Genomic DNA, 22162 nt, shown 5'->3' with positions numbered 1-22162 from the left:
AATGGTGATGCCTGAGCAGGCAAGCCTTGATAGTCTCCGCGCCCTGATGGCCCAGGCAGCGGAGGGAGCCAAGGGCGGCACACCACCACAAAAGGCAACTACACCTAGCGAAGAACAGGCCAGAAAGTGGGTAGTTGCAGCAACTAGTCGGCGGCCACTCAGCGAACGAGAAACAGAAGACAAGCTCACAGCCTGGCTAGAAAAACGTGAGCGCGATACCACGATTGTTCCGAGTGTTATGGCATGGGCACGATCCCAAGGACTAGTTGATGACCAGGCATTTGCCAAGGTGTGGGTAGCAAATCGTGGGGTTAAACGCGGTTATGGACGCAAACGCTTGACCCAAGAACTCCGTAAACGCCAGATCGCACCACACCATATTGATGCCGCCCTTACCCAGCTGGATGAAGTAGATGAATACGCTCAGGCGCGCGAATTGGCTGGGGAACGGTTTATGCGCTATCCAGCGAGTGAAGACCCCCGCCGTGTTGCCATGAAGCTCGTGAACTTTCTTATGCGGAGAGGATTTGACGCATCAATCGCCCACCAAGCAGCGATCAGTGTGACACGGGCTGATGAACACTGGGATTAGCTACGGACTGGACGGTCATTTACGGGCACGACCTCGGTGTAGTCCCCAAATGATGCAGGCGCCCATCAGGCGTGGAACAATCGCCGTTTACATCTTTGCTTGCCCACGAACCGTGGCGTAACGACACGAACCTGACACCATAGAACCATGGCTAATCGCACCTACTTCATTAAAACCTTCGGCTGCCAGATGAACGAGCATGACTCAGAGCGTGCCGCCGGGGTCTTACGCACGATGGGATACACCCCTGCCCCTGACCCTGAGAGTGCCGGTCTCGTGCTGTTCAATACGTGTGCCATCCGTGAGAATGCTGATAATAAGTTGTACGGCCAGCTCAGTGGGTTGAAGCCACTGAAACTCGCAGACCCATCAAAGAAAATTGTGGTGGGCGGGTGCTTAGCCCAAAAAGATCAACAGCTGATGGCCAAAAAGGCTCCCTATATTGATGTGGTGTACGGCACGCACAATATGGGCCGCCTACCCGACCTATTGGCAAAGGCGGACAGCCAATCCTTCCCCGTCATTGAGATTCTTGAACACACAGAAATGTTCCCGTCGGCCCTTCCGGCTGCCCGTGATGTTGCCCACCACGCCTGGGTATCTATTTCCATTGGCTGTGACAATAAGTGCACCTTTTGTATCGTGCCTAGCTTGCGTGGCCCCGAGAAGAGTCGCCGTATCGGTGATATTGCCGAAGAGGTCCGCATGTTGGCTGCTGATGGGGTGATGGAGATTACCCTTCTCGGCCAGAATGTGAACTCTTATGGGCGTGATTTGGTACGTGCTGGAGACGTACCCGATGCCTTTGCCGAGGGGAAACGGAACCGCACCCTCTTTGCCGAACTGCTGCATGTCGTCGGTGAGATTGACGGGATTAAACGCATTCGCTTTACCAGCCCTCATCCCAAAGACTTCACCATCGATGTGCTCGAAGCAATGCGCGATATTCCTGCTGTGTGCGAACAGCTTCATATGCCATTGCAGAGTGGTTCTGACCGCATCTTGCGAGCCATGCGCCGCTCTTACCGTTCAGCACGGTTCTTAAACCTGGTTGCCCAAGCACGTGAGATCGTGCCTGATGTGGCTATCAGTACAGACATTATCGTGGGCTTCCCCGGTGAAACTGAAGAAGATTTTGAAGACACGATGCGCGTAACGGAACAAGCTGCATTTGATTCGGCCTTCACCTTCAAATACTCCAAACGCCCCGGCACAGTCGCCGCAGACCTTGAAGAACAAGTTGATCAAGCCGTGATGGACGAACGGTTCCCTCGCCTAAGTGCGCTCACCAAACGCCTCAGCGAAGAAAGTCATGCCCGTCAATTGGGCAAAATCCAAGAGGTACTCATTGAGGGTCCATCCAAAACTGATGCCACAATGATGAGCGGACGTACTCGCCATAACCGGCTTGTCCACCTGCCCGCAGGCCCTGGTATCGTGCCCGGTACGTTCCATGATGTGCGCATTACCCGAACAGCAGATCACTACCTCATAGGTGACGTTCCCGCCCTCGTATCCTAGACACCTGTCTGCAGTGGCCGTCTACGACACCACGAACCGGCTTGTCACCCTCCTTGGGCCAACTGGCTCAGGCAAGTCGGCCATTGCAATGGCTGTAGCGCACGAAACGGGTGCCCATATCGTTGCCATCGATGCCTTCACCGTGTATCGGGGCATGGATATTGGCACGGCAAAACCAACGCGAGAAGACCAAGCACGCGTGCCACACCACTGTCTTGACCTGCTTGACCCATCTGAAGATGGCACCGTGGCCTGGTTTCAGGGTGAATGTCGAGCTACCATCACTCGCCTCCTTGCTGCTGGTGAACGGGTTCTGTGTGTGGGTGGCAGCGGCTTGTATGCCCGTGCCGTACTTGATGTGATGCACTTTCCACCCACGGATCCCGCTGTTCGGGCACGAATTAGCCGGAGGGTCAGCCAAGACCCACGAGGTGGGCATGCTGAACTGCATGCAAAGGATCCGGCAGCAGCGGCCAAAATTGAACCCGATAATGCGCGGCGTACGACCAGAGCGTTAGAAGTGATTGAGCTCACAGGAAGGCCCTTTAGCGCATTTGCCACCGACTGGGATAGCTATCAAACGGTATTCCCTGGCATGCAATGCTTTGGGTTACACCGTGACCGTGAAGAACTACGGGAGCGGATTGCCGAGCGAACCGACATGATGCTTGCCGCAGGGTGGCTAGATGAATGCACCCGCCTCTTGGAGGCTGATTTGAGTAGAACAGCAGCTCAAGCACATGGCTATAAAGAAATGATGGCTGCAATTCGTGGGGAATGGTCCCTTGGGGAGGCCAAAACCCAAACAATCAACCGAACCCGTCAATATGCCGCACGGCAACAACGCTGGTTTGCAAAGGACCCCCGTATTACATGGGGGAGTGGCCAAGACCTCACCGAACAACTGATTACCGCATTCACCAACCCACCATCCCTATACGATAAAGGACCATAATGGCACCGTTGCACTTCATCAAAGCTCACGGCTGTGGCAACGACTTTGTGTTGCTTCCCGATACCGATGACCAGTTGACCCTCACCGAAGACCTCACCAAGGCAATGTGTGATCGGCACGTTGGGATTGGAGCTGACGGGGTGATCCGTATCGGCGCACCGACGACTGAAACGGGTGCGGTCTTTATGGATTATCGCAATGCTGATGGGTCAATTGCTGAAATGTGTGGCAACGGGGTGCGTACCGTTGCGATGTGGTATGCCCAAGCACATCCTGATGCCACAACCGTCAACGTCGATACTCGCGCAGGCATGAAGCACGTCACGATTCACCGTGATGAAACGGGTGCCTTTTCAGCGGCCACGGTCAACATGGGTATCCCCGAACTCTTTAGCCGCAACCACAAGATCGCGATGCCAGATGGCGCCATTATTCCACTCACGACCCTTTCAATGGGAAACCCCCATGCGGTAGTTGTGATGGGGCGCGTTGGTGCTGACTGTGTCCTGGACTACCCCTTGAACCGTATTGGACCATTTATCGAACATCACCCTGACTTTCCAGACGGTACCAATGTCGAAGTCATCGCTTCCACAACCTCCACGACCGTCGTGGGGCGTATTCATGAACGCGGGGTTGGTGAAACCCTCGCTAGTGGTACTGGGTCGTCGGCTATGGCGGTTGCTGCTATCGCCCACGGCCTCACCGAACGGGCGGTAACGGTGTATTTGCCAGGTGGACAGATTCATATCGACTGGCCCAAGGACAATGCTCCACTCATGATGACCGGGCCGGCCGTTTCAGTATTCTCTGGCACCTGGTAAGTAGGTCGGCCAGCCGTTCTGGAGCTGGTTCATACGCCATTGAATTGGGCTTGTATAAATTGCAACGTTCTTGCAACATTCCCTAGGGTGAGAAAGCCAATACCGCTAAGCCTCATCCCTAAGGAGCGTTATGCCAATCCCTTGCATGCACCGTACTGGCCTTGTCGGCCTGGCTATATCCCTAAGTTTGGCCGCCTGTGCCGCAAACCCGCCAGTACCCAGTGAGGGCAGTTCAAGTGCCACACCATCAGTTTCAACCGCAGATTCCCCATCAGATGCGCCGAGTACCACCGGCTCTGGTGCAGTGGCCGATGGCTACCCTGTCACCATAGAAAACTGTGGCATCAGTATGACCTATGAGCAATCCCCAGAACGAGCGGTGTCGCTGAACCAAGGGTCCACAGAAGTCATGCTGTCTTTGGAGCTCCAAGACAAGATGGTTGGCACCGCCTACTGGGATGACCTTCAGGTGAGTCCACGGTTTGCTGAGGCCTATAACAACATTCCCATCATCAACGAAAAGTGGCCGAACCTCGAACAGTTTCTTGCAGCTCGACCAGACTTTGCCTATGCCTCATACGGCGGTGTCTTTAGCGACAAGTTCACCAAGGCACGTGAAGACCTGCTGGCTGACGGCATCCGGACGTACGTCACCGAGGATGACTGTGAACAGGGGACAATAACAACATGGGAAGATATTTGGCGGCAACTCGACGAAATTGCTGCAATCTTTGGGGTGCCCGAGCGTGCCACCGCACTACGAACCACCCAGAAACAAAAGCTTGATGAACTCCGTGCCCAAAACGTAGGCAATGGCGCAACGGCGGTGTGGTGGGATAACGAGACGGATAAGCCATTCCTTGGTGGTGGTACTGGCGGTCCACAACTAATTCTGGATGCGGTTGGGCTTACCAACGCGTTTGCTGACCAACAGAAAAACTGGTTTAACGGGAGCTGGGAAGATGTCATTGCCGCAGATCCAGATTGGATTGTGCTCATTGATGCAACCTGGGGTCCAGCTGACCAGAAGAAAGAATATCTGAAGAACGATCCTGCACTTAATAGGTTGCGGGCTGTACAAGAGGAGAAGTACCTCGTTATTCCCTATAGCGAAACAACTCCTGGCGTCACAATGGTTGATGGTGCTCAACGCCTTGCAGCGCAACTCGAATCGGCTTCGTAACGCCATAACGCGCAATGACGGTACACCGACTTGGCCACAAACAACCGCTTGGTCGGGCTAGTTGCATCTGAGAATGATTTGACGTATCCCCACTTAGATGGCTAGGCTCGTTCGACGAACTGGTGTTACGGGAATCTGGTGCAAATCCAGAACTGACGCGCAGCGGTAACGCTTTTGTTTCATCACACGCCACTGACTTCGGTTGGGAAGGCGATGGAAACGGGAAGGCCAAGTCCGAAGACCGACCAGGTTCGACCGTCCGCCGTGTTCCGCGTTATGGACACGTGTTCTAAGGAAAACTTCTATCGCAACACCAATTAAATCTGCCCGCGACGCTGCGCTTGCCCATGCTGCCGTCGTTGTGGTCGCACTTGCGCACACTGATGCGCTCGACCTTGTGGAGCTGTACAAGGTCGTCCAACCCTATGGTTTGCGTGTTGCGGCCTTGCAAAGTGGACGGCCTACATTGGTCAGTGTGCTCGATGAACTCGTTGTGGCCAATCCTGTTCGCCCCATTCACCTCATTGGGTACACCCGAACAGGGAGTGGGCCTGCCCGTTCATGGTTGAAGCGGGTTGCCGGACATTGGCTGCGAAGCCATCCTGATACCCCGGTCTATGTAAGCACCGAGTTGGTGCATGACTGTGATGCCCAACAGATCGCTCTCGCCCGGCGTGCCAAGGTACGGCCAGTTACCGGTGCAGAGGCTGGGCTAGAAAACCCAACATGGGAAGAACCACCGCCCCATAAAGCCCATCTTCTCATTTGCCAAGGTCCACGGTGTCTCGCCAAGGGAGCACGTGAGGTTGCTGACCATTTGTATAGCCACCTTAACGATGCGGGTATCGCCGAAGATTGTTTGATCGCGCTGACCGGCTGCCTGTACCCGTGCAATCACGCACCTGTCGTATGTGTTCAGCCGTACCAGACATGGATGCGTGGAGACCCAGATGATCTCGATAGCACGGCATCCAAAGTAAAAACAATTATTTCCAATAACATCCAATATCATAACGATAAAGAAAGGTCATACCATGACTAAACGTTGGGCATTAGCCACACTTCCATTTGCTGTACTCCTGGCAGCATGCAGTTCAAATGCGGCACCTTCTGGGAGTGAATCTGCAAGTGCAGCTCCGACCACCGAAGCGAGTGCATCTGCATCAGCCGATATGAGTGAAACGGCTGAAGCAAGTGAGTCATCAGCGACAACTGCGGCGGCTTATCCAGTCACGATTGAAAACTGCGGTCTGAGCATTACATACGAGAAGGCTCCTGAACGGGCTATCACGATGAACCAAGGTGCCACCGAAGTGATGCTGGCATTGGGCTTAGAAAAGCAGATGGCAGGCACGGCCTACCTTGACGACACCGCTATTTCCGATCGCTTCAAGGCCGCCTATGATCAGGTTCCTGTTATCGCTGAAAAGTATCCGACATTTGAACAGTTCTTAGCAGCAAAACCAGACTTCGCGTACGCCTCCTACCAGTCAGCTTTTAGTGAGAAAAATAACAAAGAACGTCCAGCCTTAAAGGACGATGGCATCAATACCTATGTCAGTGATTTTGGCTGCGATCAAGATAAGGACCAACCTGCCAGTTGGGAACGGGTCAACGACCAAATCATGGATATTGCCAAGATTTTTGGCCAGAACGAAAAGGGTGAAATGCTGGTGAAGGATATGACCGCCACCCTTGATAAGGTCAAGGATAATAAGGCTGGAAAGGGTGCCAAAGTCGTGTGGTGGGACAGCGGAAAGACCGATGCTCCCTTCGTTGCCGGTGGTACTGGTGGTCCACAATTACTGATGGATGCCGTGGGCCTCGAAAATGCCTTCAAGAGCGAACAATCCAACTGGTTTAATGGCACTTGGGAAAACTTTGTTGCCGCAGATCCCGACTGGATCGTGCTCGCAGACGCAAGCTGGGATACTGCACAAAGCAAGATCGAACACGCCAAAGCGGATCCGGTGTTGAAAGAACTCCGTGCCGTTAAAGAAGATAAGTTTGTAACGCTTCCCTTCAGCCAGACCACGCCGGGTGTCACCCTTGTTGATGGCGTTGAAAGCCTTGACAAGCAACTGAGCGAATCGAAGTAACCATGAAACGGCTGGTGGTTATCGCCGGCCTAATCGCGGCCCTTATCGTTAGTGCCATCTTGGCACTAGGGGTAGGGTCGGTAAGCCTCCCCACCCATGAGGTGATCACGGTTATTGCGGGTCACCTCGGGTTGAATGCTGGTGCACCAAGCGACCAGCTGTATGAACAGATTGTGTGGGAACTGAGAGCCCCACGCATTGTGGCTGCCCTCGCGGTTGGGTCCATTTTGGCCGTCGCAGGTGCCGGTTTGCAGCGGGTCACCCGCAATATTCTGGCTGATCCATACCTGCTCGGTATTTCCTCAGGCGCTAGTGTGGGCGCAGTTACGGTTATTGTCTTTGGGGTCGGGCAAGGGGCCGGACCAATGAAAATCGTGATGTTTGTCGCGGCACTACTTGGAGGCCTTGGTGCCTTGGGCATGGTCATGCTCTTAGTAGGTGGCCGGCTTATGGAAGCCTCTGGAACGCGCACAATCTTGGCTGGTGTGGTTGTCGGGCAGCTCTGTGCGGCCTATGTATCGCTCGCCATCATGGTGTTTGCAACCAAAGATGCAGCCGTTGCGGTATTGAACTGGACGATGGGATCGTTCGCCGGGGTGCGCTGGGGTGACGCGGTGATCACCATCGGTGTAGGGATCATCTCTGCTATTGCCGGTATATGGCTGATCAAGCCTTTGGACGCCATGGCACTAGGCGATACCTCTGCAGCATCACTGGGCATCAATGTTGAGCGGACCCGTTCGGTTGTGCTTATTGGCTCGGCCCTTGTGGCCTCAGTGACGGTGGCAACGGTTGGTCCCATCGGCTTTATTGGGCTGATTATCCCCCATATCGTGCGTATGATCTTTGGCGGGCAATATGCTGCCATCATGGTACTCAGCCCACTTTTAGGTGCCCTTTTTATGCTGTGGTCTGATACCGCGTCACGAGCGCTGGTACCCAGTAGGGAGATTCCAGTCGGTGTAGTCACCGCAGTGGTTGGCGCACCCTTATTGGCATGGTTGATATGGCGGAGAGGCGGGCGACCCTGATGGCAGGTGTATTTACACTCAGACCTAAACCGTACGATGTTTCCCAACCAATCGAGAGCTGGCATGCCGAAGGCATCCATGTGACCATTGGCTCAACCCGCATCTTGACCGATGTTTCTGTTGATGTGCCAGTAGGCAAAATCACTGGCTTACTTGGCCCCAACGGAGCCGGGAAAACAACGTTGCTGCGTGCAATGTGTGGCACTTTGATGCCTACAAAAGGCAAGGTTCGCCTGAATGGACGTAACATTCATCGCATCGGGCCTAAGGATCGGGCCAAAGTCATTGCGTATGTTGAACAACATCAGCATGCCGATGTGGACTTGACGGTGCGTCAGGTGGTTGCGCTTGGGCGTATTCCTCACTCAAACCAATGGACAACCAAAGGCGAAGAAACCTCGGCCATTATTGATAAGAGTTTGCAAACGGTGAAACTCGCCCACCTCGCTGATCGCACATGGAACGGCTTGTCTGGTGGGGAACGACAGCGGGTGCATCTGGCAAGGGCCCTTGCCCAGGAACCGCAGATTCTCGGCCTTGACGAGCCAACCAATCACTTAGACCTTAACAATCAGATTTCGTTTTTGAATCTTATTCGAGACCTTGGGTTGACCACGATTATTGTGATCCACGACCTTGATATGGCGGCCGCGTACTGTGATGAGGTCGTTATCCTCGACCAAGGGCTGCGTATTGACGGCGGAACCACACGCTCAACCCTGACCTCGCAGCATATGGCCGATGTGTTCCGTGTGGAGGCAAATACACAAGAAGATGACCGGCTTCGTGTGCTTTGGAGTGGCACGACCGATTGACAGCGGATCGTATTGATGCGCTGTTCATAACTGAATCTGGCCCGGGACTGATGCGTGCAGGCCATTGCGAACGCGGTGAGGGTGCAATTGGTAGTGCCAGTGTGATCCTTGCCCCCTTCAGTCGGACCTCCCTATACTTGGTGATGTACTGAAAGTCCCGGAAAGGATGTTGTGTGAGTGATCTTTCTTCCTTGCGTGCCCAAGAAGTAGAAGAACTCCGCCGCGAGGTAGAAGAAGGTCGCTTAGAGCTGCGCCGTGCCGAACGCCGTCGGTTGCTGGCCGAGCGTATCGGTGATGACGCACCACGAGAAGGTGTTGCGATCTTCCGGAAGGTTGACGAGGCAATCCTTGTGGCCCTCCATGCACCCGGGGAAACCAGTGCAATGGTGGATGCCAGCCTGGACGAACTTGAGTTGTTGCTCAATACCGCAGGTGGGGAAAGCGTTGGCCGCGTAATCCAACGCCGTGAACGCCCCGATGTCGCAACCTTCATCGGGCGCGGGAAAGTGTCTGAGCTTCGTGATCTTGTCAAAGCTGAAGGCGCCGACGCGGTGGTCTTTGACCAAGATTTATCACCGGCCCAACAGCGCAACCTTGAAGAGCGCCTCGGCGTGAAGGTTTTGGACCGGACCATTGTTATTTTGGATATCTTTGCCCAGCACGCATCCAGTCAAGAAGGTGCCGCTCAAGTCGAGCTTGCCCAGTTGCAGTATTTACTGCCGCGGCTGCGTGGTTGGGGTGATGCATTGAGCCGTCAGGCCGGTGGGATAGGTACCCGCGGTCCTGGAGAAAGTCAGCTTGAAGTTGACCGGCGTAAATTGAATCGGCGTATCACCAAATTGAAGCGAGATTTAAAGGACGCTGAGCGTATTCGTCGAGTTAAGTCAAAACAGCGGCGAGAGAACCGTATCCCATCGGTTGCCTTAGTTGGTTACACGAATGCCGGTAAGTCAACGCTTATGAACGCGATGACCGGAGCTGACGTCCTGGTCGCCGATCAGCTCTTTGCTACCTTGGATACGACAGCACGCCAGTTACATCTCCCTGACGGTCGTACACCGGTGTTGACCGACACGGTTGGCTTTGTGCGCAAGCTTCCAACCCCATTAGTGGAGGCATTTAAGAGCACGCTCGAGGACACGATTACGGGTGATTTGTTACTCCATGTTGTCGATGCCAGTCACCCCGAGGCTGAAGCCCACATGATCGCCGTGGATGATGTGCTTGAAGAGATCGGGGCCGATCAACAACCCCGTGTCCTTGTGTTGAATAAGGCAGATCGTGCTGAGGCAGACGAACTCGAACGGTTACGTCGTGAAGCGGTTGCACGCGGTCACCAAGTGCGGGTGGTCAGTGCAATTACCGGTGAAGGTATTGATGAACTGATCAACCTCATTGCTAATAATTTACCGCCCTATCGTCGCGTTATTCGTGCCCTCGTACCTTACGATCAGGCGCAGCTGGTCGCGCTTGCACACCAGGAAGGGGAAGTGCTGGAACGTGATGATCGCGAAGATGGTACGTGGCTGATCGCCAACGTTCCGCGGTCCGTTGGCCATCAATTACGGCCATATCTCGAGATATGGCCGTGGGCAGACGACGATAGCCCAGATGCCTGACCCGAGGGTGTGAAACGCCTCGCTATACCTTTCGTAAGACAGCTACGACTTTGCCCATGATCGCTGCACTCACCTGCTCAGGAGTTAAGGGAATGGGTTCGTAGTACTCGTTTGCGGGGTCGAGAAATACATCTCCTGCCCGAGTTCGACGGAAGTACTTGACCGTTGCCCCATCCTCAATGAGTGCAGCACACATCTCGCCTTGTTCAACTTGTTGCTGCTGGCGAACGATGACCGTGTCACCAGGTAAGACACCGGCTTCGATCATGGATTCGCCGCGCACGGTGAGAGCAAAAAGGGTGCCATCACCGACAATGGATTCGGGGAGGGAAATATATTCATCAATATGTTCCTCGGCCAAGATTGGGGCACCGGCGGCAATCGCACCAACTAACGGAATTGGTACGGATGTGCCTGTCAGCGTTGGGTTCACGATGCCAAGGTGATCATAGGCCTTGGGTAAGAGTTCCATCGCACGGGGGAGTGATGCATTTCGATTTAAGTACCCCATCTCTTCAAGGGTGCGCAATTGACTATGCACGCTTGAGGGGCTACTTAACCCCACACGTTCACATATTTCGCGCACGGTGGGTGGAAACCCGTGGGTAGACACAAACTGCCCGATGCACTCCATGATGCGCTGCTGCCGAGGAGTGAGGAGGTCGGGCATGTGGTCTGTGGGGTTTGGTTGAGGGGACATAGGAATCCTTGAGCCGTGTTGTGCAAACGATAAATAGCTTGGAAACAGTATAAATAGAACAATTTAAGAAAATATTGGTTTATTTTCTGCAATCGTACACCTGTTCTTTTATAGTGAGTCTAGTGAACAACAGTTCGATTGCACAGTCAAGTATTCCCCGCGACAGGAGGTCGAAAACCATGGCTGATCATGCTCCATTGCCCATCTTCCCTGCCCCCGTTCAAGCCGAGAGTGCACGGAGTCAGCGTCACCGGGCTGGTATCCATCGGGCATCAGGCGCGGTGCCTCGCCTCATCGCAGGGATATGTGCCGGCGTACTTGTTGTCAGTGCGCTGTGGTATCTCTTGCAACTCCGTCAGCCCTCGAGTGCCCTTGTCATTAGGCAATCATCCCCAGTGGCCGCCGTGTCCCACGCTGGCCCGCCACAAGGGGTTGTGCTCGTCACCGTATCTCGGGGTGACACCCTATGGGCAGTGAGTGCACTCCATCGTCCTGATGGGATAGACCAGGGGCAGTGGGTCCGCGAGGTTGTGCGCTATAACGACATGCCCTCCGACGCTATTTTTGCTGGTCAAGTGATCGCTATACCCAAGTACAAATGAGGTAGCTGGCACCACACCGCTTACGGCTGTACGTCGTTTGTTTGGAGGTGCTGCTCAGGTGTCAGTTCAGCAAGGGCACGTTGAAAGTCTTGGGTGGAGGTGAACTTTTGGTACACGCTGGCAAATCGAAGCCACGCAACAGGACTGATTTCTCGCAGCGCTTCCAGGACATAGTCACCAATTTCAGCGCTAGTCACACTCTGGCGGTGCGCACTACGAACTTTTGCAACAACCTTGCCCGTGGCCATACGAAGGTGGTCATCATCAAGTTCAAGTTCTGTACATGCTTTGGCCATACCGGACCGAATCTGTTCGGGGTCAAACGCCTGGGTCGTGCCATTGCGTTTATGGACGATCAAGTTCGCATATTCCACACGTTCGCTCGTGGTGAAGCGTTGCCCGCAACCGTCACAGGCACGGCGGCGGCGAATGGCCGTGTCGTTGGCATGGGTTCGAGAATCGATTACCCGATTGGACGGGCCATTGCAATACGGGCAGCGCATGTATGCACCCTTTCTCCACGTGTTTTGTCGGTTCTCCACAGGTTTTTATCGCTCATCAACAGCTTATCCACAGGTTGTGCAAAGAACGTGCAGTTTTCCTGTTGTCGTAGCGATTATTGGCCAGTTTTATCCACAAGAAAAAATTTTCCTGTCCCTACGGTACAACGGGTAAGACCTTGATAACGCGAACGTCAACCACAACATATAGTGGTTGTGAGTAATTATCGCCCAATATGTGGTGTAGCGACGCAAAAGTTATGAAGTAACGTATTGATTCCCCCGGTGGAATTTCACGCATGTGATTCACACCACCGCCTTTGTTTAAGTCTTGGTACAGGTTGGTCATTTCGGCCACTTGTACGAAAAGGAACCACCTAATTCAGGAGCTCATCGTGGTACACCCCGCACCCACAAGTACGACCGTCAACGCTTTGTTTAACCACGGTCTGACCTTTCACCGTCATTTCACGAAACCTGGTGTTCATCCCTACGATGAAGTCGAATGGGAATCTCGCGACGCGGTATTAACTGATTGGAAGACTGGTGATATTGCGTTCGAACAGCGCAATGTTGAGTTCCCCAAAACTTGGTCGATGAATGCGACCAATATCGTTAGCCAGAAGTATTTCCGTGGTCACCTTGGAACGGATGAGCGTGAATACAGCGTACGTCAGATGATTGACCGTGTGGCTGACACGATCACGGACTGGGGACTCAAAGATGGCTACTTTGATACCGAAGAATCCGCAGAACACTTCAACCAGGAATTAAAACACCTCCTGGTTAATCAGAAAGCAGCCTTTAATTCTCCGGTTTGGTTCAACTGCGGGGTTGAAGACGAACCGCAATGCTCAGCCTGTTTCATTCTCAGCGTTGAAGACACGATGAGCTCAATCCTGAACTGGTATGTCGAAGAAGGCACGATCTTCAAGGGCGGCTCAGGTTCAGGGGTCAACCTTTCCAATATTCGCAGTTCTGTAGAAACCCTTAAAGGTGGTGGCCAAGCCAGTGGCCCGGTCAGCTTTATGCGAGGTGCTGACGCATCAGCAGGCACAATCAAGAGTGGCGGTAAAACCCGTCGTGCCGCCAAGATGGTGATACTCAATGTCGATCACCCCGATGTTGAAGAGTTCATCTGGTGTAAATACCGCGAAGAAGAGAAGAGTCGTGCCTTAGCTGCCGCTGGCTTTGATATGAGCCTTGACGGTGCTGATGCGGCCAGCGTGCAATATCAGAATGCCAATAACAGTGTGCGTGTGAACGCCGAGTTCATGGAAGCCGTACGCGATGATAAGGATTTTGCGCTGCGTGAGGTAACCACCGGCAATGTGGTACGCACGCTACCTGCCCGTGAATTAATGCACGAGATTGCGGAAGCCGCTTGGGCTTGTGCCGATCCTGGCATCCAGTACGACGACATCATCAATGACTGGCACACGACACCCAATGCGGGACGCATCAACGGGTCCAACCCGTGCAGTGAGTACATGCATGTGGATAACTCTGCGTGCAACTTATCCTCATTGAATTTGCGCAAGTTCGAGCAAGATGGGGTCTTTGATGTTGAGAGCTTCCGTCATGCCGTCAAGGTCATGTTCTTGGCTCAAGAAATCATCGTGGGTAATTCCTCTTACCCAACAAAGCCCATTGGTGACAATGCCCGTGCTTTCCGTCAATTAGGGCTTGGATTTGCAAACCTAGGCGGCCTGCTTATGAGCCTCGGGTTGCCCTATGACTCTGATGCTGGTCGTGCGTGGGCTGGTGCTATTACTGCCCTTATGACCGGGACCGCATATGAACTCAGCGCTGAAGTTGCAAAGGTCATGGGTCCGTTTGCGGCGTACCACGACGACCGTGACGGAGTGCTGCGGGTATTGAAGAAGCACCGTGACGCTGTCGATGTAATTGATGCCAACCTCGCACCTAAGAATGTGCTTGATGCCGCCGCCGATGCGTGGGATATGGCGATTGCCATCGGCACTGAATATGGCATCCGCAATGCACAAGCCACCGTGCTGGCCCCCACCGGCACTATTGGCCTGATGATGGACTGTGACACGACCGGCATTGAGCCTGACCTTGGGCTGGTTAAGCATAAGAATCTCGTTGGTGGTGGCTCCATGCGGATCGTAAACCAGACCGTGAAGCCCGCCTTAGTGAACTTAGGGTATAAGGAAAACGAGGTATATGACATCTTGGCCTATATCGACGAACATGCGTCCGTCGAAGGGGCACCGCATATCAAAGATGAGCACATCAGCGTATTTGACTGTGCGATGGGTGACCGCCCAATCAGTCCCTACGGGCATATCAATATGATGGCGGCTTGCCAGCCGTTCTTGAGTGGTGCGATCTCTAAGACCGTCAACTTACCGAACTCAGCTTCAATTGAGGACATCATTGATGTGTATACCCGTGGGTGGGAACTGGGCTTAAAGGCCATCGCTATTTACCGTGATGGTTGCAAGGTTGCCCAGCCGATGAGTGTGTCCAAGAAAGAAGATGACACACCTGATGCGTCTCCGACTGCTATCCGTAAACCGATTCGCCGTAAGCTGCCCAACAAACGCCCAAGCCAAACGGTCAGTTTCCGGGTGGGTGATGCTGACGGCTACATGATGAGTGGTGAATACGATGACCACACCCTTGGGGAGATCTTTGTCCGTCTTGGTAAGCAAGGGTCAACCCTCAGTGGGGTTATGGATTCCCTAGCCATTAGTGTCAGCCTAGGGTTGCAATATGGGGTGCCCTTAGAGGCCTATGTATCCAAGTTCATTAATCAGCGTTTCGAACCCTCTGGTATGACGGATGACCCTGATATTCGGTTCTCATCAAGTCTGGTCGACTACATGTTCCGTCGCCTGGCTATTGATTACTTGCCAGAAGAACAACGCAAGAGCATGAATATCTACACCACGTTGGAACGTACCGCTTCCTTGGACGAAGGGAGCCTGACCCTACCTGTTGAGCCAGCCACAATCATCGAAGATGCCATTGGACAACAGCGTTTACCCGTTGATGAACCCTCACATGTTGATGACATCTATGGTGATGCACCGATGTGTGCCGGATGTGGTCAAGTAATGCAGCGTGCCGGTAGTTGCCACGTATGCCCGAGCTGTGGGTCAACGAGCGGCTGTAGCTAACCCCATTGCCAGCACCTATACGCACGGGTCTATTACCATGGTGGTGATAGACCCGTGCGTATATTTTGATAGGGTATTAGGTCATAAATATAAAGTCTTTTGACCTAATTTGGCTGATAGTAGTTCTATTAGACAAGGTGTTGGTACTCTGAATGCACACGGTCTTGGTAATGGCTTTACCAAGCATTAAGTATTCGTTGGCTATTACCGACGGGTATGACATCTGACAGAGACGGCTGCCGACCACGGAGTGATCCTCCCAATATCGGCCCAGGAGGTTACATGGAGCTTGAGCTCGCAGTACTAATGGCAAGGTGGCAATTTGCCGTCACCACGTTGTATCACTTTATCTTCGTGCCTATCACCATCGGTCTGGCCCCGATTTTGGCCATCATGCATACGTTGTACTACGTCACCAATAATGACAAGTACCGCAGGATGACAATATTCTTCGGGAAGCTATTCCTTATTAACTTCGCGCTTGGTCTCGTCACCGGTATCACCCAAGAGTTCCAATTTGGTATGAATTGGAGTAGCTACAGTCGTTATGCGGGTGACATTTTTGGTGCACCACTGGCTATGGAGGCGCTTTTAGCCTTCTTCCTGGAATCCACATTCCTGGGACTCTGGATGTTTGGCTGGAAGTACCTTCCACCAAAATTGCACCTGATGTGCATTTGGCTTGTGGCCGCAGGAACGTGGTTTAGTTCCCTCTTTATTCTGGCTGCAAATTCCTTTATGCAAAACCCGGTCGGGTATATCGAAAATGCGGAAAAAGGGCGGCTGGAACTTGGCAGCTTTGCTGAGGTAATGACAAACCCCTTGTTACCATTCATGTTTGGGCACGTTATTACGGCAGCTTTATGTACTGCAGGGGTCCTCGTCGTTGGGGTGAGCGCATATCACCTGCTCCGCAAAACCCAACCCAGCCTATTCGAACGTGCGATGGCCATTGGGCTCATCGTGACCTTTGTTGCTTCACTTGCTACCGCAGGTATTGGCCATGCTCAGGCCCAGCAGCTCTTAGAGCGTCAGCCGGTCAAGTTAGCTGCAGCGGAAGCTCAATGGGAAACGATGGTCAATCCACCCCTGACACTATTTAGTGTTATCGACACCGAAGCCCAAGAGAACCATTTCGAAGTTGGTATCCCAGGGCTGCTCAGTTTCTTGGCGACCGATCAGTTTGGTTCTGAAATGAAGGGGCTTAAAGACCTTCAGCAGGACTTTGAAGCTGAATTTGGCCCAGGTAACTACCTCCCGGATGTCCCTGTTGTGTACTGGTCCTTCCGCGTGATGGTGGGCCTTGGTACCCTGATGATTCTCTACAGCGCTGTTGGCCTATTCCTATGGCGGCGCAAGGCCTTTGCAGACGGTGGAGATACTCGGATTACCCGTCTGTGGTTGCGTTTTGCTATTCCAGCCCTTTCCTTTGGGGTGTTGGCATGTGGCGCTGGATGGCTATTTACCGAGGCTGGACGTCAGCCCTGGTTGGTGTACAAAAAATTGCTCACCGTTGATGGTATTTCTGTTGCGGTCCCCTCTTGGCAAGTCATCACAACATTGTCAATCTTCACCCTTGTATACGGTGCACTTGCAGTGGCTGAGTTCTACCTGATGTACAAGTACACCGTAAAGGGTCCAGACGAACCAGAATCATTGCCTGGCCATGAAGGTGGCGAACTCGTGAGCGATGTTGACGGGCCAAAGGGAACATCAGCAACTGACCGCCCAATCACCCCCGTCGTGCACTACTAGGAGACCGCCATGAGTTTAGAAGTACTACAAGTCATCTGGTTCATCCTCATTGCGGTTCTCTGGACGGGCTACTTCTTCCTTGAAGGGTTCGATTTCGGTGTCGGCATTATCTTTCGGTTCATCAGTAAAGACGACATTGACCGACGGGTTGCGATTAACACGATCGGGCCCGTCTGGGACGGCAACGAGGTATGGCTACTCACAGCCGGTGGTGCCACCTTCGCCGCATTCCCTGAGTGGTATGCGACCCTATTCACCACCTTTTATTTCCCGCTGTTCATCATTCTGATTTCGCTTATTTATCGTGGCGTAGCCTTTGATTACCGCCACAAGATTGATAATCCCAAATGGCGTGAACTCTGGGATTGGGGCATTTTCATTGGCTCTGTTGTCCCCGCCTTGCTATGGGGTGTGGCCTTCGCAAATATCTTGCGTGGCCTGGATATCGTCGATTTTGAATACCAAGGGGGATTCTTCGACCTCTTGAATCCCTACGCCTTGCTTGGTGGCCTCGTCACGTTATCGCTCTTTACGTTGCATGGCGCAGTCTTCCTCGCATTGAAATCTCGAGGAGATATCGCTGACCGTGCACGCGCGTTGGCTATACAACTAGCCATTCCTGTTGCGGTGATTACGGGTGCCTGTTTTGCCTGGACATTGATTGCGGGTTATCACAATTTGGGTGGCTATGTCATTGTTGCGCTGGTTCTTGTTGCCGTTGCGCTTGCCCTCATTATTGCGGTCCGCTGGCTCGTTGCTGCGCAATCTGATGGCAAAGCATTCATCGCAAGTGGCGTCAGTATTATCCTGGTTACGGTGACGATTTTTGCAGCCCTCTTTCCCAATGTGATGCCGTCCATCCACGGGGCAAGTGAACACCTGACGGTGTGGAATGCCTCGTCAACACAAACAACCTTGACGATCATGACTATCGTTGCGGTTCTTTTCGTCCCCATCATTATTGGGTACCAAAGCTGGAGCTACTGGGTGTTCCGCCAACGGGTTGACCGAGACACCATTTTGGGAGCAACCAAAGGCCCCGTTGAATTGATGGAACAAGTCTTTGGCAAACAACACCATAGCTGATGGCTAAACCGATTGACCCTCGTCTATTCAAACGGGCAGGGAACGTCCGCACTCTTGTAATCAGCCTCGGCATGATTGCAGGGGTGCGTTCCCTTTTGTGGGTACTTATCGCATTCACCATCTCGCTACTCGTTGTGGGTGCTCGCGATCACACTCCACTCGCCACCTGGGCCGCTGTCGGGCTTGGGGTCGGGCTCGTTATTCGGCCGTGTTTGGCCTACATCGCCGAACAGCTTTCGCGCCGTCAAGCCACCATCACGAAACATGAATTGCGTATGCAGGCATTGGCCCATTCAGGAGCTGTCACGGACCAGTCCAGCGGTCAAATCACCGCCATGTTGACCAGTGGCGCTGATGCGTTGGATGAATGGTTCGGCCGTTTTCTCCCCAGCGCCTTAGAAGGCGTGGTAATGCCGGGTATTGTCATTGCAGCAATTGCGATAACCGATTGGGTCAGCCTCCTCATTCTCATTGTCACGGTTCCTTTACTCGGGGTATTTGGGTGGTTGATAGGTGTTGAAACCCGAGACCAAGCAAATAAGCAGTATGTGGCAATGACTCGGCTCAGCGGTCATTTTTTAGATCTGTTGTATGGACTTGAAACCTTGCGGCTATTTGGTGTTGCTCGCCAGCAGGACAACCTTGTTCGCCATGCTGCTGATGGGTTGCGCACTGAAACAATGGCCACACTCCGTATCGCATTTCTCAGTGCCCTCGCACTTGAACTTGTCGCCATGATTGGAACAGCCCTGATAGCCGTGACCATCGGGATTCGATTGAGCTATGGGCTGATGGAGCTGATGCCAGGCCTTGCCGTTCTCATTATGGCTCCCGAGGCCTATCTCCCAATCCGGCGTGTTGGAGCGACCTTTCACGCATCAACTGAAGGCGCGGCGGCCGGTGCGGCGCTATTGGATGCAATTGAACATAGCCCCAGCGTTTCACCCTCACCTACAACCCAGTCGAGGGCTATCACCTGGGAACTAGATCATGTCACTGTGATTCGCCAAGACCGTTTGAATGTGGCCGATGCTTGTTTAACTGTTTCACGCGGGGAGCTTGTGGCCTTAGCCGGTGAATCGGGGTCTGGTAAGTCAACACTACTGGGTGTATTAGCTGGTCTCGTGCCTATCGACAGTGGCACGATTCGAGTTGATGGACAACCAACTGAACTTCAGCCCGCAACACCTGGCATCGTTTGGATGCCCCAATCACCAGTGGTGTTGGCCACCACCTTGCGTGACAATCTGACATTCGGCAAGCCAATAGATGAGGAACGAATCGTCTCGGTTTTACATGCCTGTGGGGCGCAAGCGCTTATCCCTCGCCTTGATGAATTTGTTGGCCAAGGTGGCAGCCGGTTGAGTGGGGGAGAAGCACGACGGGTTGGCTTGGCACGAGCGTTACTTGCCGAACCAGTGCTGTTATTGGCCGATGAACCAACAACCGAAGTAGATGATGGAACCGCGTCCATCATTCGTGGCTCACTTAATGATCTCACCGCCAACGGTACAGCTGTGATTGTGGCTACTCACGATCAGGTGATTATTGATGCAGCAGATCATGTTGTAGCCCTTGCCCCTATAGGACATTCCCAGGGGGAGGGCATTCGATAATGGCCGCAACTCCCGCTTCATCAACACCACAGCCGTTTACTATTGCAACGGTGCTCAGAGGTCATCATCTGGCCAATGCTGGGTCAGTTGGTTTAATGGTGTTGGCTGAACTTGCAAGCCCTGCGCTATTGGCACTGAGCGGTCTTCTCATTGTGCTTGCTAGCACAGGCATTCCCATTATGTTATTGACCGTTCAAATTGTGAGTGTGCGAGCAATGGCGTTATTACGTGCGGCAGCGGGGTATGCAGAGGATGTCCTTACCCATGACAGTGCATTTCGGCTGTTAGCGCAATTGCGTGTAGAGGTATGGGCACGGCTCATTCCACTCGTTCCTGGCCCATCGGATACCGGCAAACTCCTTGCGAGTGTGAGCCGAGACATTGACGATATCCGCGATGCACTCCTGGCCGGTCTTATCCCAGCCATTGCTGTACCGGTCAGTGCGGTATGTGTTGCCATTATTGCCTGGATTGTTGATCCCTTAGCTGGCATGTTGTTAACGGGAGGAATGATCGTCGCCCTGGTGGCCACCACCATTGCGGCGTTAGCCCAACCAAATACAGATGCGATTGACCGCACCCACTTGCACACCCAAATCGTTGATACGCTCAATGGAGCCGATGAGCTCCGTGCCTATGGTGCGTGGAACACGGCTATGGACCTCGTACGTGAAACCAGCGCAAAGGCTGCTGAACGTGAACGGCGTGTAGCCCTGCGCCGGGGGTTGGCCACTGCAACCGCCAGCTTGGTGGGTGCCCTAACAACCGCTCTCCTCGCCATCATGATGTACGTGCGCATTGACAGCGGATTGACCGACCATCTGGTTCTAGCCCCCATGGTCTTGATGAGCTTAGGTGCCTTTGAAGTCATTGGAGCCCTGGGTCCTGCTGCTCAGCGTATTCGCCTCGCACAACGTGCGATGGACCAGTTAAATGCCACCCTAGCTACACCGCCGGTTGGGTTGGATGATGTGCCTCTAGATCAGGCAACCATGAGCATTGGAACCCAGCATCTTGCTATCCGACACACCCAGGTTCGTGATTGTACGTTTACGGTGCATCGTGGAGAGGTCGTGGCCATTGTTGGGCCGAGCGGCGTAGGGAAAACCAGTTTGCTTCGCACCCTGTGCGGGCTCGTTACCCCTTTGGCGGGAGAGCTGGTCGCCGATGGTCAACCGGTGGCCCATCTGCGTGACCTTATTGCGGTGGCAAGCCAAGATGCTCATCTGATGCCAACAGCTATTGCGACGAATATCGTTATTGGCGCTGGGCCAGACCCTGGTGATGACCTGAGTATCCGGCTTGCGCGAGCGACTGATGCGGCCCAACTTGATCATTGGTTAGCAACCCTCGATGAGGGGGCACAAACCCATGTTGGTATTGGGCGTGTCACCGTATCTGGTGGTCAACAACGGCGTATTGCGCTTGCCCGTGCGCTGATGAGTAACCGGCCATTTGTTGCCCTTGACGAACCGACCGCAGGACTTGACCGGCGAACGGCAGACGCCTTTTTAGACGATGCGTTGGCGGTATTGAATGATCGTGGTGTGTTGATTATTACGCATGATGAAGCGGTTGTTGCTCGCGCCGATACGGTTATCACCCTATCTGCATAGGTACATTTAGACCGTTAGTTGCCTCCCTACCTAGTTATCTGCCTCGTGAAAGGGGTTTGATGAAACTCGTTATCCAGCGTGTGGATCACGCCCAAGTCAGTGTGGACAGTCAGGTTGTTGGCGCCATTACCGAAGGGCTTCTTGTCCTTGTTGGTGTGGGTAAACACAGCACCGTTGACTCAGCTTGTTGGTTAGCTGAGAAAACGGCCAAACTTCGTATCTTCGGTGATGGTCGGATGGAAGAGAGTGTCACCGATCGGGGTGGTTCGGTGCTTGCGATCAGTCAATTTACGCTCTATGGCGACTGCCGGAAAGGTACCCGTCCAAGCTTTTCTCATGCCGCAAGCCCAGATCACGGCAAGGCGCTTTATGAGCAGTACTGTGCGGCACTGCGTGATCGAAGTATCCACGTTGAGACTGGCGTCTTTGGAGCGCACATGGTTATTGATGCCCAATGTGATGGGCCGGTCACCATCATGCTTGAACGCGAATAGTCTGC

The 22162-nt window shown here is 53.4% G+C and carries 19 protein-coding genes and 1 riboswitch; of the genes, 17 read left to right on the top strand and 2 right to left on the bottom strand.

The genetic code is table 11. The annotated features are described in order from the left end of the window. Window positions 1-7 precede the first annotated feature (7 nt). The 10 genes from VCU37_RS09050 (at window position 8) to hflX (ending at window position 10639) form a co-directional block, all read left to right on the top strand. Window positions 8-592, top strand: coding sequence for a regulatory protein RecX (locus VCU37_RS09050; protein WP_336250328.1), 585 nt, complete (start codon window positions 8-10; stop codon window positions 590-592). 147 nt (window positions 593-739) lie between these two features. Then, window positions 740-2113 (top strand): tRNA (N6-isopentenyl adenosine(37)-C2)-methylthiotransferase MiaB, encoded by a 1374-nt coding sequence (miaB, locus tag VCU37_RS09045; RefSeq protein WP_336250327.1) that lies wholly within the window; start codon window positions 740-742, stop codon window positions 2111-2113. Window positions 2114-2126: 13 nt separating this feature from the next. Beyond that, window positions 2127-3068, top strand: coding sequence for a tRNA (adenosine(37)-N6)-dimethylallyltransferase MiaA (miaA, locus tag VCU37_RS09040; RefSeq protein ID WP_336250326.1), 942 nt, complete (start codon window positions 2127-2129; stop codon window positions 3066-3068). Further along, window positions 3068-3892, top strand: coding sequence for a diaminopimelate epimerase (gene dapF / locus VCU37_RS09035; protein ID WP_336250325.1), 825 nt, complete (start codon window positions 3068-3070; stop codon window positions 3890-3892). The genes miaA and dapF overlap by 1 nt, the downstream gene beginning before the upstream one ends. 130 nt (window positions 3893-4022) lie before the next feature. Continuing rightward, complete coding sequence (locus tag VCU37_RS09030; protein WP_336250324.1) at window positions 4023-5075, top strand: ABC transporter substrate-binding protein; 1053 nt, start codon at window positions 4023-4025, stop codon at window positions 5073-5075. A 90-nt stretch (window positions 5076-5165) separates the two neighbouring features. Then, window positions 5166-5339, top strand: a riboswitch (cobalamin riboswitch). A gap of 97 nt (window positions 5340-5436) precedes the next feature. Continuing rightward, window positions 5437-6117, top strand: a complete 681-nt coding sequence (locus VCU37_RS09025) for a (2Fe-2S) ferredoxin domain-containing protein (protein ID WP_336250323.1) — start codon at window positions 5437-5439, stop codon at window positions 6115-6117. Beyond that, a complete protein-coding gene (locus VCU37_RS09020; RefSeq protein WP_336250322.1) occupies window positions 6110-7174 on the top strand; it encodes an ABC transporter substrate-binding protein in 1065 nt (354 codons plus the stop codon). Before VCU37_RS09025 ends, VCU37_RS09020 begins: the two co-directional genes overlap by 8 nt. Window positions 7175-7176: 2 nt before the next feature. Next, entirely contained in the window at window positions 7177-8205 is a 1029-nt protein-coding gene (locus tag VCU37_RS09015) for a FecCD family ABC transporter permease (RefSeq protein WP_336250321.1), read from the top strand. A gap of 80 nt (window positions 8206-8285) precedes the next feature. Next, a complete protein-coding gene (locus VCU37_RS09010) occupies window positions 8286-9020 on the top strand; it encodes an ABC transporter ATP-binding protein (RefSeq protein ID WP_336250320.1) in 735 nt (244 codons plus the stop codon). Between the two features lie 173 nt (window positions 9021-9193). Beyond that, window positions 9194-10639 (top strand): GTPase HflX, encoded by a 1446-nt coding sequence (gene hflX / locus VCU37_RS09005; RefSeq protein WP_336250319.1) that lies wholly within the window; start codon window positions 9194-9196, stop codon window positions 10637-10639. A gap of 22 nt (window positions 10640-10661) precedes the next feature. Here hflX and lexA read toward each other — a convergent pair whose 3' ends face one another. Beyond that, a complete protein-coding gene (gene lexA, locus VCU37_RS09000) occupies window positions 10662-11339 on the bottom strand; it encodes a transcriptional repressor LexA (protein WP_336250318.1) in 678 nt (225 codons plus the stop codon). A 179-nt stretch (window positions 11340-11518) separates the two neighbouring features. Here lexA and VCU37_RS08995 point away from each other — a divergent pair, with 179 nt between their 5' ends. Then, window positions 11519-11941, top strand: a complete 423-nt coding sequence (locus tag VCU37_RS08995; RefSeq protein ID WP_336250317.1) for a LysM peptidoglycan-binding domain-containing protein — start codon at window positions 11519-11521, stop codon at window positions 11939-11941. Between the two features lie 20 nt (window positions 11942-11961). Here VCU37_RS08995 and nrdR read toward each other — a convergent pair whose 3' ends face one another. Next, complete coding sequence (nrdR, locus tag VCU37_RS08990) at window positions 11962-12444, bottom strand: transcriptional regulator NrdR (protein WP_336250316.1); 483 nt, start codon at window positions 12442-12444, stop codon at window positions 11962-11964. Window positions 12445-12836: 392 nt separating this feature from the next. Here nrdR and VCU37_RS08985 point away from each other — a divergent pair, with 392 nt between their 5' ends. The 6 genes from VCU37_RS08985 to dtd all read left to right on the top strand — a co-directional run bounded on the left by VCU37_RS08985 (window position 12837) and on the right by dtd (window position 22157). Beyond that, window positions 12837-15590, top strand: coding sequence for a vitamin B12-dependent ribonucleotide reductase (locus VCU37_RS08985; protein WP_336250315.1), 2754 nt, complete (start codon window positions 12837-12839; stop codon window positions 15588-15590). A 282-nt stretch (window positions 15591-15872) separates the two neighbouring features. Beyond that, the gene (locus VCU37_RS08980) at window positions 15873-17345 is read left to right on the top strand and encodes a cytochrome ubiquinol oxidase subunit I (protein WP_336250314.1); all 1473 of its coding nucleotides are present in this window, start codon (window positions 15873-15875) and stop codon (window positions 17343-17345) included. 9 nt (window positions 17346-17354) lie between these two features. Next, window positions 17355-18431, top strand: coding sequence for a cytochrome d ubiquinol oxidase subunit II (gene cydB, locus VCU37_RS08975; RefSeq protein WP_336250313.1), 1077 nt, complete (start codon window positions 17355-17357; stop codon window positions 18429-18431). After that, entirely contained in the window at window positions 18431-20047 is a 1617-nt protein-coding gene (gene cydD, locus VCU37_RS08970; RefSeq protein WP_336250312.1) for a thiol reductant ABC exporter subunit CydD, read from the top strand. Before cydB ends, cydD begins: the two co-directional genes overlap by 1 nt. Beyond that, window positions 20047-21663, top strand: a complete 1617-nt coding sequence (locus tag VCU37_RS08965; RefSeq protein WP_336250311.1) for an amino acid ABC transporter ATP-binding/permease protein — start codon at window positions 20047-20049, stop codon at window positions 21661-21663. Before cydD ends, VCU37_RS08965 begins: the two co-directional genes overlap by 1 nt. Before the next feature lie 59 nt (window positions 21664-21722). After that, window positions 21723-22157: a D-aminoacyl-tRNA deacylase gene (dtd, locus tag VCU37_RS08960; protein WP_336250310.1), complete on the top strand. Its 435-nt coding sequence runs from the start codon at window positions 21723-21725 to the stop codon at window positions 22155-22157. The last annotated feature ends 5 nt before the right edge of the window (window positions 22158-22162 follow it).

This window comes from Stomatohabitans albus, from assembly GCF_036336025.1.
GTDB lineage: Bacteria > Actinomycetota > Nitriliruptoria > Euzebyales > Euzebyaceae > Stomatohabitans > Stomatohabitans albus.
Note: the sequence above shows the minus strand (reverse complement) of the source record. Positions and strands in the feature narration are given on the sequence as shown.